The 17,771-nt window shown below is 49.5% G+C and carries 10 protein-coding genes; 8 read left to right on the top strand and 2 right to left on the bottom strand.

Features of this window, described 5'->3' with window-relative positions; genetic code table 11:
- Positions 1-211: 211 nt before the first annotated feature.
- From CIK99_RS00770 to CIK99_RS00755, 3 genes are all read left to right on the top strand, one after another.
- Positions 212-1,093 carry a fimbrillin family protein gene (locus tag CIK99_RS00770; RefSeq protein WP_094378773.1) on the top strand — a complete coding sequence of 294 codons (882 nt, stop codon included), beginning with the start codon at positions 212-214 and terminating at the stop codon, positions 1,091-1,093.
- A gap of 16 nt (positions 1,094-1,109) precedes the next feature.
- Positions 1,110-3,014, top strand: coding sequence for a fimbrillin family protein (locus tag CIK99_RS00765; RefSeq protein WP_094378771.1), 1,905 nt, complete (start codon positions 1,110-1,112; stop codon positions 3,012-3,014).
- A 1,428-nt stretch (positions 3,015-4,442) separates the two neighbouring features.
- Entirely contained in the window at positions 4,443-5,363 is a 921-nt protein-coding gene (locus CIK99_RS00755; protein WP_094378769.1) for an Rpn family recombination-promoting nuclease/putative transposase, read from the top strand.
- Positions 5,364-5,745: 382 nt separating this feature from the next.
- Here the strand turns inward: CIK99_RS00755 and CIK99_RS00750 are convergent, their stop codons facing one another.
- Positions 5,746-7,026 (bottom strand): DUF3078 domain-containing protein, encoded by a 1,281-nt coding sequence (locus CIK99_RS00750; protein WP_254047671.1) that lies wholly within the window; start codon positions 7,024-7,026, stop codon positions 5,746-5,748.
- 171 nt (positions 7,027-7,197) lie between these two features.
- On the opposite strand from CIK99_RS00750, the gene CIK99_RS00745 reads away from it, so the two are divergent.
- Genes CIK99_RS00745 through CIK99_RS00725 form a run of 5 tightly spaced genes read left to right on the top strand, consistent with a single transcriptional unit; the run spans position 7,198 to position 15,282 of the window.
- Positions 7,198-8,811 (top strand): CTP synthase, encoded by a 1,614-nt coding sequence (locus CIK99_RS00745; RefSeq protein WP_094378767.1) that lies wholly within the window; start codon positions 7,198-7,200, stop codon positions 8,809-8,811.
- Between the two features lie 2 nt (positions 8,812-8,813).
- Positions 8,814-10,697 carry a membrane protein insertase YidC gene (gene yidC / locus CIK99_RS00740; protein WP_094378765.1) on the top strand — a complete coding sequence of 628 codons (1,884 nt, stop codon included), beginning with the start codon at positions 8,814-8,816 and terminating at the stop codon, positions 10,695-10,697.
- A 32-nt stretch (positions 10,698-10,729) separates the two neighbouring features.
- On the top strand, positions 10,730-12,901 hold the full coding sequence (locus CIK99_RS00735) for a S9 family peptidase (protein WP_094378763.1): 2,172 nt from the start codon (positions 10,730-10,732) through the stop codon (positions 12,899-12,901).
- Positions 12,902-12,933: 32 nt separating this feature from the next.
- Positions 12,934-14,349 (top strand): MFS transporter, encoded by a 1,416-nt coding sequence (locus CIK99_RS00730; RefSeq protein WP_173805279.1) that lies wholly within the window; start codon positions 12,934-12,936, stop codon positions 14,347-14,349.
- A 15-nt stretch (positions 14,350-14,364) separates the two neighbouring features.
- Positions 14,365-15,282, top strand: a complete 918-nt coding sequence (locus CIK99_RS00725; RefSeq protein ID WP_094378761.1) for a DUF3298 and DUF4163 domain-containing protein — start codon at positions 14,365-14,367, stop codon at positions 15,280-15,282.
- A gap of 197 nt (positions 15,283-15,479) precedes the next feature.
- On the opposite strand, the gene CIK99_RS00720 is transcribed toward CIK99_RS00725, so the two are convergent.
- Positions 15,480-17,693 carry a bifunctional (p)ppGpp synthetase/guanosine-3',5'-bis(diphosphate) 3'-pyrophosphohydrolase gene (locus CIK99_RS00720; protein ID WP_094378759.1) on the bottom strand — a complete coding sequence of 738 codons (2,214 nt, stop codon included), beginning with the start codon at positions 17,691-17,693 and terminating at the stop codon, positions 15,480-15,482.
- Between the last annotated feature and the right edge of the window lie 78 nt (positions 17,694-17,771).

The raw sequence follows: 17,771 nt of genomic DNA, 5'->3' as shown, positions 1-17,771 counted from the left end.
TACTAATGAAAGAGAGTGAATGCCAAGGCATTTAGAGCTCATAGAGAGCTGCGCATCATGTTTGCCGCATGGAAACTCTGTGTCCTCTGTCGCTTGCGACCTACTCTATAAAACCACAAATCTCTTTTTCTCTTTGACTCTGTGGTTTAAAAAAAACCCTTATATATAGAGAATTATCACATGCGAAACTAAAGTTAATTAGAAAAGAACTATGAGAAAGATCTTTTATTTAGCAATGGTGGCTGTTACAGCAATCTTTGCGGGCTGTGCAAACGACGAGGATGCACTGCTGCCAAATGACTCGCTGAAGGACACCCCAATCAATGTAGATGTGCTGGTGTCGGGCATCAATACCCGTGCCGGATATGACAACACATCTCAGCCTACGATGCTCTATCTCTCGATAGACCAAAACGGCACGAATTACGACTACACCAATGTCGTGATGAAGCACGAAGGTGGCAGTTGGGTGGCATATGAATCTGATGCTACAGATGCAGCAAAGAAACAACTTCTTTGGGAAGGCTCTGAAGTCAACGTCATCGTCACGGCGGCTACGTTCCCTCTGCCTAAGGCTTCAACTTCTTATGCCCTCAGTGTACAGACCGACCAGTCAACTGCCGAGGGCATCAAGGCAAGCGACCATCTGTATTATTACAGCAATGCCGTAACGCCGTCAACAGGCGGTATAAGTTTAGGGCTCAACCATATCATGTCGAAGATATCGGTACAGCTAACACTCGGCACGGAGTATGAAGCCTCAGAGACAAACCCCATAACATCAGTCACTGCTTTTGGCGCATCAACCGGCGCAACCTATTCTCCCGGGGCAAGAACGCCTTGGAGCGCAGGATCAAATGTTTCGAAGATTACTCTGATTCCTTCCGTGGCATACGACAAAAATAAGCGTACCGCCACCTACGAGGCCATCCTCGTGCCACAGACGATAGCCGAAAACGCCTTTGGAATAGAGATACGGATTGGCGAGAAGACCTACGAATGGACTTCTGCCGAAGCCTTCACATTGACAGGTGGCACAAACCACACCCTCGAAATGACAGTGGGCAATGCCAGCAGTGAAAACATAAATTAATAGAAATAATAGTACAATGAACAAGATAATATTTTGGACCATGGCAGCTATGGCATTCCTCCTTGCAAGCTGCGCAGGCGAAGAAGAGGTTACGACACCTGCTGATTCGCTGAAAGGAAAGCCCATCAATGTAGATGTATTGGTGTCGGACATTAAGACTCGTGCGGGCTATGATACGAAAAATCTGCCTACGAAGTTCTATCTTACCATCGATCAGGATGACGAGAATTATGACTACACCAATGTCGTGATGAAATACGAGGAAGGCAAATGGGTGGCATACGCATCCGATGCTGCCGATGCTCCCACGGTAGATATGATTTGGGCTAACGCTACGGGCACCATCACCGTCAAAGCTGCCACGTTCTCCCTCTCCTCTGCATCAACCACACTCAATGCACTGACCGACCAGTCAACAGCCGATGGCATCAAGTCAAGCGACCACCTGTATTATTTCAGCAATGCCGTCACGCCTTCTGAGAATGGCACCATCAGCATTCCGTTCGACCATATCATGTCGAAGTTGGAGATAACGGTTACGCTTCGCAATCAGTATGGAACCCCAGAGACAAACCCCATCACCTCTGCCATAGCCTTTGGCTCTGCCACCAGCGCCACCTATTCTCACGCAGATGCAACGCCATGGAGCAATTACAATTCTGCCGTTTCAGACATTTCGTTATGCCCTTCTGGGTCATACAGCGCCGCTGAGCGTACCGCCACCTATGAGGCAATCCTCATTCCGCAGACGATTGACGCAAGCACCTTCGGAGTGAAAGTGAAGATTGGCGACAAGTCCTACACATGGAGATATGCCAATGCCGTCAAGTTAGAAGGCGGCATGAAATACACCCTGAATCTTACCTTGGGGAAGAACGAACTCACTCTCAACACACTCTCTGTCAGCAATTGGAACAAAAAAACCGTCACAGGATTAAATGCAAAACACATTCCTTATGTTACTTTCACGGCTGAAAGCGAACAGACATTCAATATGAACTTCAATGATTTTACCCTGGGGGAGAATGAGTATTTCGAATACTCTGTTGGCGGCGGCGAATGGACACCATTTACAGCAATCGAAGAGAATATCAAATTTGGAGGCACCTTGGGAAGTCTCCGACTCCGCGGCAAGAGCAGTAAGGGTACGGCAACTGGTTATGCTAATTATTCAATAATTAAATTTACTACTGCAAACTCTCCAGTAGATTGTACCGGCGATATCCGCACGCTCATCGACTATGAAAACTACGCCAATGCAAATACAACCAATGCCAGGTTCTGTAAATTGTTTTTGAGGAATACAGAATTGAGGACGTCTCCTTCGCTTCCTGCTCAATCATTGGCAGATTATTGTTATCACGAAATGTTCAACGGTTGCACCGCACTCGAAACGGCACCAGAGCTTCCTGCTGAAACATTGGCAGATTATTGCTATGAATATATGTTCAGCGGTTGCACCGCACTCACAACGGCACCAGAGCTTCGTGCTGGAACATTGGCAGAGAGCTGCTGTCTAGAAATGTTCAGCGGTTGCTCCAAACTCACAACGGCACCAGTGCTTCCTGCTCAATCATTGGCAAAGAGCTGCTATAAAGGAATGTTCCAAAATTGCACCTCACTCACAACGGCACCAGAGCTTCGTGCTGGAAAATTGGCAGAGTATTGCTATCAAGAAATGTTCAGTGGTTGCTCCAAACTCTCAAGTGTAACCATGTTGGCATTTGATGTTAGCGCAGAAATGTTGGATCATTGGCTTATTAAGGCAGGTACAAATGTTCAAGAGCCCCAAAAGCCTACATTGTACTTGGATCCGCGGGTCTACTCTAGAGATGTATATAACAAAGAGTTCGATGAATGGGCTCCGAAATATCAAATTTTTGAGAATTGGGACGTTCAGCCTCAGCCTTATAGTGAATAATCATTCAATCCCATCATAAACAGTTGGAGGCTGCAAGCGGCATGGTAAATGCCATTTGCAGCCTTCAACTGTGTTTGTAGGAAAATAGCCCCGACTACAAACCAAAAACAGCGAACTACAAACTAAAGTTTGATAAGCTTGGCTGCGTTCGGCATAACATTCAAGCGAGCTTATTGTTCTGCACTCACTTGCACAATCTTTGGCTATGGCATAAATAGTCGCTTGTTTTGCACTCCGAAAATAAAACAACAAGCGATTATGACAAAATTTGGGAAATGGTGCGTGTGAGTGAGGAAATCCCAAGAATCATTTTCCTGAAAGGGAAGGAAGAGAATGTATAACTCCCTATCCTAATGTCAGAAGAACACCCTATCCTAATATCATAAGAACTGTCCACAATAAAAAACACAAGGTAACAAATAAATCTTAATCTGCATAATTTCCGTGGATTTATTTGCTGATTTAATTTAAGTTTCGCATGTGATCAACTCTCAGAAGTTAAGGAAGTTAAAGAAGTTAAAGAAGTTAAGGACAATAGTCTTTTCGCTTCCTTTCGGGAGTTTTCTGGGCTTTGACATACGTCTTTAACTTCCTTAACTTCCTTAACTTCTTTAACTTCCCTTTCCTGCGAAAGTTGAGTGATTTAATATAAAAGTTGTATTTTTGCAGCTAGAATATAAATCGCCTGTCCGCCGGCAAAGAGGTTATTAAGGACGTGAAGTATCTTAACACCGAGCATTTCAGCGACATTTGTGCAAAAAAGTATGGTTTTTCCAATAAAAAATCGTATATTTGCACTTGAATTCTATAAACATGCTTTCTGTGAAGGCAACACACGTACCACTGCGGTATTTATGATAAAGTATCTTCGTACACTTGGTTTCGAGGTGATCAACGATATGTTTGCCCAAAACTCATGGTACTTCCGCAACGCACTGGTACGAGCCAACTATAGCAACCTTCAGAAAGGTATAACTGAAACAACCATCTATTTGGAGCGCTTCTTTCGTAGTATGCTATTGGGCGAAGAATATAGTTTCCGAAATCGCGAGTTGCACATAGATTGGAAGGAAGGTGAGACTTATGATAACGTCCAAAGTGCAAAAGGCGCAGTTCAAAGTGCAAATTTTGCACTTAACCTTCCCCTAAAGTGCAAATCCTGCACTTTGGAAGAGATTGCTGTGCTCCGAGTTGTGCAAACCTGTCCCCTGTCCGCATAATCCGTAGATAAAGAAAGCGCTCTTTAGCCAACGCTGAAGAAGCATCCTCGGCTCGGCATAGCAATCAAGCGAGTTTGTTGCTCTGCTCTCGCCTCGTCGCTCTTTAACTTATTTACATACTAACAAAAGACGAGAAATTCCGCCAAAGATTTGGCGGTTTCAGATTATCTTTGTACCTTTGCCGCCGAAGAAATAAATACATACGCTTATGGAAGTGAACAACAAGTACATACGTTTTGACTGGGCGGTGAAGCGAATGTTGCGCGACAAGGCCAACTTTGCAGTTCTGGAAGGACTGATAACCGTTCTTACAGGCGAGGTCGTGAAGATAGAGGAACTGCTTGAGAGCGAAGGCAATCAAGAGAATGCCAACGACAAGTTCAACCGTGTCGATATCAAGGCAAAGAATTCCAAGGGCGAAATAATCATTGTCGAGGTGCAGCTCACCCGCCAGTTGTATTTCCTCCAGCGAATGCTATATGGTGTGTCTAAAGCCATCACCGAGCACATCGAGATCGGTAATATGTACGACAAGGTGAAGAAGGTGTATTCTATCAACATCCTCTACTTCGACCTTGGCAAGGGAAGCGACTACCTCTATCATGGCAAGACCGTCTTCACTGGCGTCCACACCAACGACCTGCTTGAGGTGAATATCAAGGAGGCTGAGGAACTACGTATGTGTGTGCCCCAGGACATATTCCCCGAGTATTACATCATCCGCGTTAACGAGTTCAACAGTGTGGCCACCACCCCGATAGAGGAATGGCTCGACTATCTGAAGAACAACCGCATCAAGGACGACACCTCTACGCCAGGCCTTAGGGAAGCGCGCCAGAAGCTTCTCTATATGACGATGAGCGACAAGGAACGCCGGGCTTACGACAAACACATGGACGACATTATGGTGCAGAACGATGTGCTTGATACTGCCAAAATGGAAGGTCGTGCAGAAGGTCGTGCAGAAGGTCGTGCAGAAGGCCGTGCAGAAGGCCGTGCAGAAGGCCGTGCAGAAGGTGAACAATCTAAGGCGATAGATATAGCCAAGAACTTGAAGTCGATGGGCTTAAGCATTGCCGACATCATAAAGGCAACAGGATTGTCGGAAGATGACATAATGAAGCTATAAGTGAAAATCTGAAATAAAGCAGAATAATTTCTCGTCCCGCAGGGTTTGCGCCTTGCGGGATTTTTATAAGATTTAAGAGGATAAACTACAGAATTTATGGGGTCATGGGGAAAGGTACATTGGTTCACTCTTTAGGGTCGATGAACCTGTCCCCGATGATTCAAGAAAGTAAAACAGAAAAACAGTTAAACAGTTTTATTTTAAAGTAATGCACAATGAAAATAACAATAAGGCGCAAACGCCCGCCGCAAATGCCCGCCGCAAATGCCCGCCGCTAATCTCCGATGTAGGGTCTTACCTCGTGTAAGACCGCAACCCGATTTGTCGCGGATTTGCGGCGGTATGCGGCGGATGTTAGCGCACTCACCGTCGGCGCCTCTACTTAGAAATTGTAAGAGAAGCCTAAGGAGCAGTATTCTTTAAACTGCCAGTAGCCCATGTCGGCGTCGCGGGCTGTGGAGTCGTCGAAACGCGGATAGATGAAGATGTTGGTGCTGATATACTTGCTGACTTGAAGGGCAAAGGTGTTCTCCCACTCTATCTCGGTGCGCTTGTAGGTGGTGTAGGCATAGAGGCGGGTCTTCCATCTCACGATGTCGGAAAAGACCCAGGTGAGGTCGCTGGTGAGCTGCGAGCCGAAGTCTTCCTTGGTGTGATGGCCCTCGCCAATGCCATAATGCGTGGCGAGGTCTGTCCTGCCGACATAGCGGAAATTGAATGACAAGGGAGAGATGTTGACATTGCCCTTCAGACGCTTGTTGAACGCCTCGACGGTATAGTCCATACCAAGACCGAGATTGATGTTGAGAGGCGACATGAAGTCGGAATAGACAAACTTGTCGTTGCTCTTCAAGCCCTTGGTAAACTGGGTGTAGGCAAGCAGCTGGAGGGTGTAATACCAGCGCTTGGTGGCCTGGATACCGAACTTGCCGGTATAACGTATTAGGTCGTTGTTGGTCTTGAACTTGTGGAGCGTGTCGGCACGCGAGGTCTGGAATCCGAGCTTCAGCTCGAGCATGTTGTCGAACTTCAACCCCTTCTTGTTGTTGTAGTTGGCCTTGAACGTGAGCGAACCGACCATCGAATAGTTGCTTTCGCCGCCCTTATACCAGTTGTCCGAGACGTAGTTTTGGAGAAACTGGAGGTAGCTGTCGCCGCCAAACGTCCAGAAGTTGGGCTTGCGCACGACGATGTCGAGAGGAATGTCGTCGAAGTTGGCCTCAGGCATGGTCTCTACCTTTGACGAGAGATCGACCTTCGGCTTCACCGTCTGCTCGAAGTCGTCGCGGATGCCACCCGTCTGCTTCAGCTCACGCTCAGTGACAGAGACCAGTTCGGGACGGGTGAGATAGACATTGAGCAGAGCCTCGTCGATGGCCTCGTCGAGGGCGTTGGCCGGACCGAGGCGCTCGTCGATGGCGAGCGCCTTGCCTGCGGCATCGTAATAGAACGTGAGAGGCGCGAAGAGCCTTAGCATACGTTCTTCCATGCCGTTGTGGCCGGCACAGGCCGAGCTGTCGATCCTCGCCTTGCTGGCTGCAAGCGAATCGATATATGCCTTCACGACCGGACTGACCTCCGGCTTCTGTGTCTTCACGCGCTGGGCGCCTGCCGCCATAGCCACGAGCGACAGTGCGATGATGAATATCTGTCTTGAAATCATTTGCAACAATGTTGTTTTTTCGGCACAAAGGTACAAAAAAATATCCCATTCGGAGCCTATATTATTGATTTTTTAACAGCTTGACAACATATTATGCGTTTTACCTTGGTCATATTAAAAAAAAAGTGTAACTTTGCACCTTGTATTGAAACCAATAAAAAAGTAAACACAATGGCAGAAACTAAGTACATCTTCGTCACTGGCGGTGTAGTGTCATCGCTCGGTAAAGGAATCATCTCTTCGTCGATAGGCAAACTATTGCAGGCAAGAGGCTACAACATCACCATCCAGAAGTTTGACCCGTACATAAATATCGACCCGGGCACACTGAACCCATACGAGCACGGCGAATGTTACGTGACCGTTGACGGAATGGAGACCGACCTCGACCTCGGACACTACGAGCGATTCACCGGCATACAGACCACACGCGCCAACTCGCTCACCACAGGCCGCATCTACAAGGCCGTGATAGACAAAGAACGACGCGGCGACTATCTCGGAAAGACCATACAGGTGGTGCCGCACATTACCAACGAGATAAAGCGCAACATGAGACTACTCGGCGAGAGGGAGCACTACGACTTCGTCATCACCGAGATAGGAGGAACGATAGGCGACATTGAAAGCGCGCCTTTCCTTGAGGCTATAAGACAGATGAAATGGGAGTTGGGAAAGAACGCCGTCAGCGTACACCTTACCTACATACCGTATCTCAAGGCGGCGGGAGAGCTGAAGACAAAGCCCACGCAGCACTCGGTGAAGGAGCTGCAGAGCCAGGGCATACAGCCTGACGTGCTCGTGCTAAGGACTGAGAAACACCTTGACGAGGGAATACTAAAAAAGGTGGCGTCGTTCTGTAACGTGGATATAGACTGCGTGGTGCAAAGCGAAGACCTGCCGTCGATATACGAGGTGCCGGTGAACATGCAGAGCCAAGGCCTCGACACTGCCATACTGAGAAAACTCGGCATGCCGATAGGCGAGACTCCGAGCTTAGGACCGTGGCGCAACTTCCTCGAAAGGAGAAAGAACGCCACCGAGGAAGTGACAATAGGCCTGGTGGGCAAATACGACCTGCAGGACGCCTACAAGAGCATACGCGAGAGCCTCTACCAGGCTGGCACATACAACGATCACAAGACGGTACTGAAATTTGTCAACTCGGAAAACCTCGACGACACCAACGTGGCAGAGAAACTCAGCGGCCTTGACGGCGTGGTGATCTGCCCGGGATTCGGACAGCGAGGCATAGAGGGAAAGATAACGGCAATAAGATATACGCGAACACACGACATACCGACGTTTGGCATCTGCCTCGGAATGCAGATGATGGTGATAGAATTTGCACGCAACGTGCTCGGATATGCCGACGCCAACAGCCGCGAGATGGACGAGAAGACGCCTCACAACGTCATCGACATCATGGAGGAACAGAAGGACATAACAATGATGGGAGGAACGATGAGACTCGGCGCCTTTGGCTGCAAGCTGAGACAAGGGTCGAGGGTAATGGACATATACAAAAAGGAAGTCATTCAGGAGCGACACAGACATCGCTATGAATTCAACAACAACTTCCTCAAGGAATACGAACGACACGGAATGCAATGCACGGGACGTAACCCTGAGAGCGACCTTGTGGAGATAGTGGAGATACCGGGAATGAAATGGTTTATCGGTACACAGTTCCACCCGGAATACCAAAGCACGGTGCTCAACCCGCATCCGCTATTCCTCGACTTCGTGAAGACAGCAATAGCAAATAAACAACAAAAAAAGTAATAATGAACAAGAACACTATTATCGGATTCATCCTGATGGCAGCCGTACTCTTCGGCTTCTCGTGGTACAACCAACCATCGGAAGAACAGATAAACGCACAGAGAAAAAAGGACTCGATCGAGAACGTTATCAAACAGAAGGCGGAACAGCAGCAGCGTGCCAAAGCAGCAGCAAAACAGGCGCAGGCACAAGCGGCACTCGCCGACACCACGGCGCTCTTCCACCCTGCCCTAACAGGCAAAAACAGCCTGATGACACTGAAGAACGACAAGGTGGTGCTGAAGGTGGCCACCAAGGGCGGACACGTGGCTGAAGCCAAGGTGCTCGGATTCAAGGACAAGAGCGGCGACAAAGACCTCACACTCTTCGCACAGACGGAGCAATGCCTCAACTTCCTGTTGGCAGGCAAGGAGACAAACATCATCACCGCCGACCTCTACTTCACACCTTCGAACGCCACCGACTCTACACTCACACTGACGGCTGAGGCAGGCAACGGAGGAAGCATAACCATCGACTACAGACTCGGCAAAAACTATCTCGTCAACATGAAGATGAGGGTGAACGGACTGAGCGGCATCTTCGCGCCTAACTACAAGCAGGTGGATATGGAATGGACAGGTAAATGCCGACAGCAGGAGAAGGGATACACATTCGAAAACCGCTATGCCACCCTTACCTACAAGGAGAAGAACGACGACTCTGACTACGTGAACGAGACGGAGAAGGTGATAGACGAACCAATGGAGTTTGCCATAGACTGGCTCGCCTTCAAAGACCAGTTCTTCAGCTCGGTGCTCATACCAAAGGGCGACATCGCTCCCGACTCGAAACTATCGAGCATACCTCAGGAGAAAGGATCGGGCTACCTCAAGCAGTATATAGCGAAGTTTAAGACCGACTTCGACCCTACCGGCGCACAGCCTACAGAGATAGAGATGTACTTCGGACCTAACGACTTCCAGGTGCTGAAAGCCGTGGATGACGAATGTTCGTTTGACAAAGACCTCGACATGCAGACTCTCGTGTATCTGGGATGGCCTATAGTAAGACTCATCAACCGATGGTTTACAATCTACGTGTTTGACTGGCTCACCTCATGGGGCTTCAACATGGGTATCGTGCTCATACTCCTCACCCTGCTGCTCAAGGCCATCACATTCCCACTCGTGAAGAAAAGCTACATGAGCTCGGCGAAGATGCGTGTGCTGAAACCGAAACTCGACGAGGCCACAAAACAATACAACAAGCCCGAAGACGCCATGATGAAGCAGCAGGCCATGATGCAACTCTACGCAAAATATGGCGTCAGCCCACTCGGCGGCTGTCTGCCGATGCTGATACAGATGCCTATCTGGGTGGCAATGTTCAACTTCGTGCCTAACGCCATACAGCTACGAGGCGAGAGCTTCCTCTGGATGGACGACCTCTCGACATACGACCCCATAGTGGAATGGGGAACAAACATCTGGATGATAGGCGACCACCTGAGCCTCACCTGTGTGCTCTTCTGCGTGGCAAACATCCTCTACTCGATGATGAGCATGAGACAACAGAAAGACCAAATGGTGGGACAACAGGCTGAACAGATGAAGATGATGCAATGGATGATGTATCTCATGCCGCTGATGTTCTTCTTCATGTTCAACGACTATGCTTCGGGTCTGAACTTCTACTACTTCATCTCGCTCTTCTTCTCCGCTGCCATAATGTGGGTGCTGAGAAAGACTACCAACGACGAGAAACTACTCGCCATACTCGAAGCAAGATACAAAGAGAACAAAGACAACCCGAAGAAGCAAAGCGGACTCGCAGCAAGACTCGAAGCCATGCAGAAACAGGCTGAGGAAATGAGAAAACTGCGCGAGCAACAGATGAGAAAATAATACTATAAGACACACTTCTATATCGCTGAAAAATGAATAAATTGACTACTATCGCCGTGGCAGCCACCATGATGGCTGCCACCGGCACACTTAAAGCACAAGACAACGTGAACATAGGCAAAAGCAACATCAAGCTCGAAAGCAAATACATGACGCCAGAGGCTCTCTGGGCCATGGGACGCATCGGCGCGGTGGAAGCGTCGCCCGACGGAAAGACGGTGGTGTATCAGGTGGGCTACTACAGCGTGAAGGCCAACAAAGGTCATCAGGTGATATGCACCGTTGACAACCAAGGCAACAACAGACGACAACTCACCACCGCGGCGAAAAACGAGACCGACCCGACATGGATAGAAGGCGGCACACGCATAGCCTTCATTACAGGCGGACAGATATGGAGCATGAAGCCCGACGGCACCGACCGCCGACAGCTCTCGCACGACAAAAGCGGCATCGACGGCTTTATCTTCTCGCCCGACGGCACAAAGGTGATACTTATCAAGACGATGCCTTTCAACGAGATAATAAAGAAAAACCCTTCTGACCTTCCAAAGGCTACCGGACGACTGGTGACCGACCTGATGTACCGCCACTGGGACCACTACGTGGAGAACATACAGCACCCCTTCGTGGCAGACGTCACGGCTGAGGGAATAACCGAAGGAGAGGACATCATGAAGGGCGAACCATACGAGTGTCCGATGGAACCCTTCGGCGGAATAGAACAGTTGGCATGGAGCACCGACTCGAAGCAGATTGCCTATACCTGCCGCAAGAAGAAAGGCATAGATTATGCCATATCGACCGACTCTGACATCTACATATATAACATAGGTACGCGCGAGACTCGCAACATCTGCAAACCTGTGGGATATAAGGCTCCGGAGGTGGATCCAACACACACGATGAGGGACCAGAGCGTGAACGCGGAGGAAAACCTGAAAAACAATCCGGGATATGACCAAAACCCGAAATTCTCGCCCGACGGACGGTACGTGGCATGGCAGTCGATGGCGCGAGACGGATATGAGGCTGACCTCAACCGACTGTGTGTATATGACCTGCAGACTGGCGAGAAACAATATGTGTCGGCGGCGTTTGACTCTAACGTTGACGACTTCTGCTGGAACGCTGACTCAAAAGGCCTGACGTTTATCGGCGTTTGGCACGGGTGCACCAACATGTACCAAGTGGATCTGAAAGGCAACATTCGCCAGCTGACAGACGACACGGCTGACTACGGCAGCGTGGCTCTCGCCAACGACGGGAAGCGTCTGATAGCCAAAAGGCACAGCATGTCAGCTCCTGACGACATATATATCGTCAACCCTGGCAAGGACGTGAAGAAGACCACCATAAGCCAGATAACACGCGAAAACGAGCACATCCTCTCGCAGCTCAGCCTCGGAAAGGTGGAGAAGCGATGGGTGAAGACTACTGACGGCAAGGACATGCTGACATGGATCATACTGCCATCAGACTTTGACCCTAACAAGAAATACCCCACTCTGCTCTTCTGCGAGGGTGGACCGCAGAGTCCCGTCAGCCAGTTTTGGAGCTACCGCTGGAACTTCCAGATAATGGCTGCCAACGGATATGTCATCGTAGCTCCTAACCGCCGAGGACTGCCTGGCTTCGGACACGAATGGAACGAGGCGGTGAGCAGCGACTGGACAGGACAGTGCATGCGCGACTATCTCTCGGCCATCGACGACGCGGCCGAAAACCTACCGTATGTTGACCGCGACCGCATGGGTGCTGTTGGCGCGAGCTTCGGAGGATTCAGCGTTTATTACCTCGCCGGACATCACGACAAGCGTTTCAAGTGCTTCATCTCTCACGACGGTGCATTCAACCTCGAGTCGATGTACACCGACACCGAAGAGGCGTGGTTTAGCAACTGGGAATACGACGACGCCTTCTGGAACAAAAAACAGACTGCCGACGCACGAAAGACATACGACAACTCGCCACACCGCTTTGTGGATAAGTGGGACACGCCTATCCTCTGCATACACGGCGAGATGGACTACCGCATCAACTACAACCAGGGCATGGGCGCATTCAACGCGGCACGCATGCGCGGCATACCGGCTGAGCTACTCATCTTCCCCGACGAGAATCACTGGGTGCTGAAGCCACAAAACGGTGTGCTCTGGCAACGCACCTTCTTCAACTGGCTAGACCGTTGGCTGAAGAAGTAAAAGAAAAAACAAATAAAAACAACAATAAAAAAATGACTGAAATAATACAGAAAAAACTTAACGACAGCGCTGCCGCCCGATGGACAGCCCTGATTCTTGTAGCATCGATGATGTTCTTCGGCTACATGTTTGTTGACGTAATGTCGCCTCTGCAATCGCTGATAGAGAAAGAGCGCGGATGGAGCCCCGACGTGTTTGGCACCTATGCGGCTGGAGAATATATACTCAACGTCTTCGGATTCCTCATCGTGGCTGGTATCATACTCGACAAGATGGGCATTCGCTTCACCGGCGAACTGTCGGCCTCGATGATGTTTATCGGTGCATGTATCAAGTTCTATGCCATCAGCGACGCCTTTGCCGGCTCTGCGTTAGCCAACTGGCTCGACTCATGGTGGGTGTCGATGCCTGCCAGCGCCAAGCTCGCCTCGTTTGGATTCATGATCTTCGGTTGCGGATGCGAGATGGCGGGAACGACAGTGTCTAAGGCTATTGCAAAATGGTTTAAGGGAAAGGAGATGGCTCTTGCCATGGGACTTGAGATGGCCATCGCCCGTGTGGGTGTGTTTGCCATCTTCTCCATCTCTCCTATCCTTGCGGAGAAGATGGGTTCGGTATCGGGTCCGGTAGGGTTCTGCACCGCATTGCTCTTCATCGGTCTTATCACTTTCACCGCCTTCTGCGTCATGGACCGCAAGTTTGACCGCCAGCTCGGCGTCAACGGCAATGGTGGCGACAGCGAGGAAGAGTTTAAGGCTTCTGACCTCAAGAACATACTCACCAGCCGCATCTTCTGGGTCGTTGCACTGTTGTGTGTGCTGTACTATTCTGCCATCTTCCCGTTCCAGCGCTATGGTGCCAACATGCTGCAGTGTAATCTCGACGGCATCTCTCCCTCTGACGCATCGAACATCTTCAGATGGTTCCCTATCGGTGCGGCAGTGATCACTCCGTTCCTCGGCTCGTTCCTCGACCATAAAGGAAAGGGGGCGACGATGCTGATGTGGGGCGCGGTACTGCTCATAGCATGCCACCTCATCTTCGCCTTTGTATTGCCTGCCACACACAGCTATCTCATAGCATACTCGACCATCGTGCTGCTCGGCATCTCGTTTGCCCTTGTGCCCGCCGCACTATGGCCAAGCGTTCCGAAGATTATCGACGAGAAGGTGCTCGGCAGCGCATACTGCCTCATCTTCTGGGTACAGAATTTCGGTCTTTGCTTCGTGCCTATGCTCATCGGCAGCGTGCTGGCAAGCTCTAATGCCGACAATCCTGCCGTGATAGCAGCAAAGGCGGCCGGCGACGAGTTCATTCCATACAACTATACCGTGCCATTGGTCATCTTCGCATGCTTTGGCATCGCTGCCCTGCTTCTGGCCGCTTACCTGAAGATTATCGACAAGAAGCACAACTATGGTCTTGAACTTCCTAATATAAAAGAATAAAATAATATATTCAATATGAAAAAAGATCATTTGCATTTCACTCTGTTGTTGACGGCATTGTGTTTGTCGTCAGCATGCAACTCTGGACAGAAGGGCAATGGAGCCTCAGCGTCGGATTCGACAAGTGTGGATTCTGCCATGGTGCAAGAAACTATGGTAGAGAATGAAACATTCACGACCGATAGCGTGGTGTTTAATAAAGAGAACGAGCATGCCTCGTGTTATATCTGCGTGGATATTCCTAAGGGCAATGCCAAGGTAGTGCCAACGATCTCGAAATACATTACCACGAAGCTCATGGCGTGCAATCCGAACTACGAGATTGGCGAAGAAGCCAAGCAGTCTGTCAGCGGCATGCCTACAGACGTGAAAATGCAGGTGGACTTTTTCGGAAAGAGATATCTCGGCATGTTGACCAACGATCATAAGGATGCATGCGACGTTTCTGAAGGAGAAAACAAAGAGGAAGACTGGAAACCTTCGCCATTTAGCCAAGAGATAAACATGAGGATAAAGGAGAATACGGAGAAGTATGTCACCTATCACTTATATACATACAACTATATGGGAGGAGCTCACGGCCAGGCTCTCTTTATTCCTGTTACATTCCTGAAATCGACCGGCGAGATGCTGCAGACCACCATCGACAGCTCTAACGAGAAAGCTATTCAGCCGCTGATTCGAAAGGGTGTGATTTCGTATTTCAAGAAACGCGGCGAGACGGTGACGGATAGAGACCTCAACACGATGCTGTTTATCGAGAATGGCATCATCCCTATCCCTATCAACGCTCCATCGCTCACGGCCAAAGGCCTTCACTTCGTGTATCAGCAGTATGAGATTGGTCCGTATGCCATCGGCATGGTAGAGTTTACCGTTCCCTACGACAAGATTAAGGCGTTTATGACTTCGGAAGCACAAGAAGGATTATAGTTTTATAGTTGACAAACGCCCGCCGATTACCGCTGAAGACCGCAACCCGATTTGTAGCGGATTTACGGCGGGCGGTCTTACATAAAGTAAGACACTACAACGGCGGTAATCGGCAGGCGTTGTCGCTATCAACTCGTCAACTTGTCAACTTGTCAACTCGTCAACTTGTCAACTTGTCAACTTGTCAACTAAATAAACTATATTCTCGTTACATTAATTACACCCTTCACCGACTTCAGTTTCTTTATCAGCGCTTCGAGCTTCGACGTGTCTTCGAGCATCACTTCAAGATTGCCGCCGAAGAGGCCGTCGTTACTGTCGATGCTGATAGAACGCAGTTTGAGTTTCTCCTCTTTACTGATGATGCTCGTGAGATTGTTTACAATACCTATATCGTCTGTTCCCACCACACGCAGTGTGATGCAATACTGCGACGAGCCCTTGCCGCTCCATCGCGCCTTCACCACACGGTAAGGGAAGCGGCGGTGGAGCTCGGCGGCATTAGGACAGTCCTCGCGGTGAATCTTTATTCCGCCGCCGGCAGTGACGAAGCCAAACACCTTGTCGCCATATATAGGCTGGCAGCAACGGGCAAGCTGGAAGTCGATGCCCTTAAGGTTCTGGTCGATGACAAGCACATCGTCGTTGGCCGTCTCGTTGACAATATCCTGACTGGTCTGGATGTTAAATCCGTCGGCGCTCTTCGCCATATTGTCGCCGATGATGTTCTGGTCTTTCTGCTGCAGTTCAAGATATTTCTCTATGACGGTGTTCATGTCGAGCGTGCCGTCAACGATCTGCTTGTAGAAGTCGCTAACCTCCTTGAACTTCAACTTCTTGACAAGTCGAGTCATGACCGACTCCTCGATGTCGATCTTCTTGTTCTTAAACTTCCTTTCGATAATCTCCTTGGCATACTGACCCTCCTTCACCTGCGTCTCTTTCAAGGCAAGGCGGATCTTCGACTTGGCACGCGAGGTCTTCACCACATTAAGCCAGTCTTGCTTGGGTTTCTGTATGCTTGACGTGAGAATCTCTATCTGGTCGCCGCTATGCAGTTGTTCGCGAAACGTCACCACCTTATTATTTATACGCGCGCCTGTACAGGTATTGCCAATCTTTGAGTGGATATGATAGGCGAAGTCGAGAACCGTGGCTCCCTTGGGAAACTTGAAGAGGTCGCCCTTGGGAGTGAACACGAAGACCTCATCCTCGTAGAGGTCCATCTTAAACTGGTCCATCACCTGAAGGTCGTCGCTATTCTCGAGTATTCCCCTGATGTTGTTGAGCCACTCGTCGAGTCCAGTCTCGCCTTTCACACCCTTATATCGCCAGTGGGCAGCCACACCGCGCTCGGCAATCTCGTCCATCCGTTCGGTGCGGATCTGCACCTCTACCCATTTCTTCTCCGGTCCGAGCACGGTGATGTGCAAACTCTCATATCCGTTGGACTTTGGCACCGAGAGCCAGTCGCGCAGTCGTTTCGGGTTAGGCTGATACATGTCGGTGACGATGGAATAGACCTGCCAGCACTGCATCTTCTCCTGCTCGAACGGCGAGTCGAGGATGATGCGTATGGCAAAGAGGTCGTAGATACCCTCAAAGCTACACTTCTGCTTCTTCATCTTCTGCCAGATGCTGTGTATGCTCTTCGTTCGCCCTTTGATATGGAACTTCAGTCCCACCTGCATCAACTTCTGGCTGACAGGTTCGATAAACTGCTTGATGTAAGCGTCGCGCACCTCTTTCGTGGCGTGGAGTTTCTCCTTTATCATATAGTAAGCGTCAGGCTCGAGATACTTCAACGAGATATCCTCAAGTTCGCTTTTCAGCTTATAGAGTCCGAGTTTATGAGCCAACGGAGCATAGAGGTAAGCCGACTCCTCGGCCACCTTGCGTCGCGCCTCGTCGTTGGAGTTATCCCTTATCTGCCTCATCAGGTTGACACGACCGGCTATCATTATCAGTATCACTCGCATGTCCTCGGCAAAGGAGAGCAAGAGATTGCGGAAATTCTCACTCTCCACAACGGGATTCTTGCTGTACAACTCCACGATACGCTGCAAGCCATGAAGAATGCGGGCTACCGACTCACCGAACTTCGCCTTCACCTCATCGACACTGAGGAAGCCAACCGTCACGCTTTGATGAAGCATGATGGCGAGCACCGCATCGCGACGCAAGCCTATCTCCTCCACTACGATGACAGCCGTCTGCAGTCCGAAGAGAATAGGATTCAGTCCGAAGACGTCTCTTTTCAAAAGATTGTCTTCTACCGTCGTCTTCAGATGTTCACGCATCTTTGCCTCGTCGTCGGGGTGCAGCGTAGAGCCGATACTGTCCTTCAACTTGGTGTAGAGTTCGCGTATTTCTTCCTTTTCAGAAGCCAAAAATTCGAATCTTTCTGCCATAATTCTGTCATTTTTGTTAGAATTTCACTGCAAAGATACAATTTTTTGCCGATTTATTTCTTTTTTCCAATAAAAGTT

The sequence above is a fragment of the Prevotella sp. P5-92 genome, assembly GCF_002251245.1.
Taxonomy (GTDB): Bacteria; Bacteroidota; Bacteroidia; order Bacteroidales; family Bacteroidaceae; genus Prevotella.
Note: the sequence above shows the minus strand (reverse complement) of the source record. Positions and strands in the feature narration are given on the sequence as shown.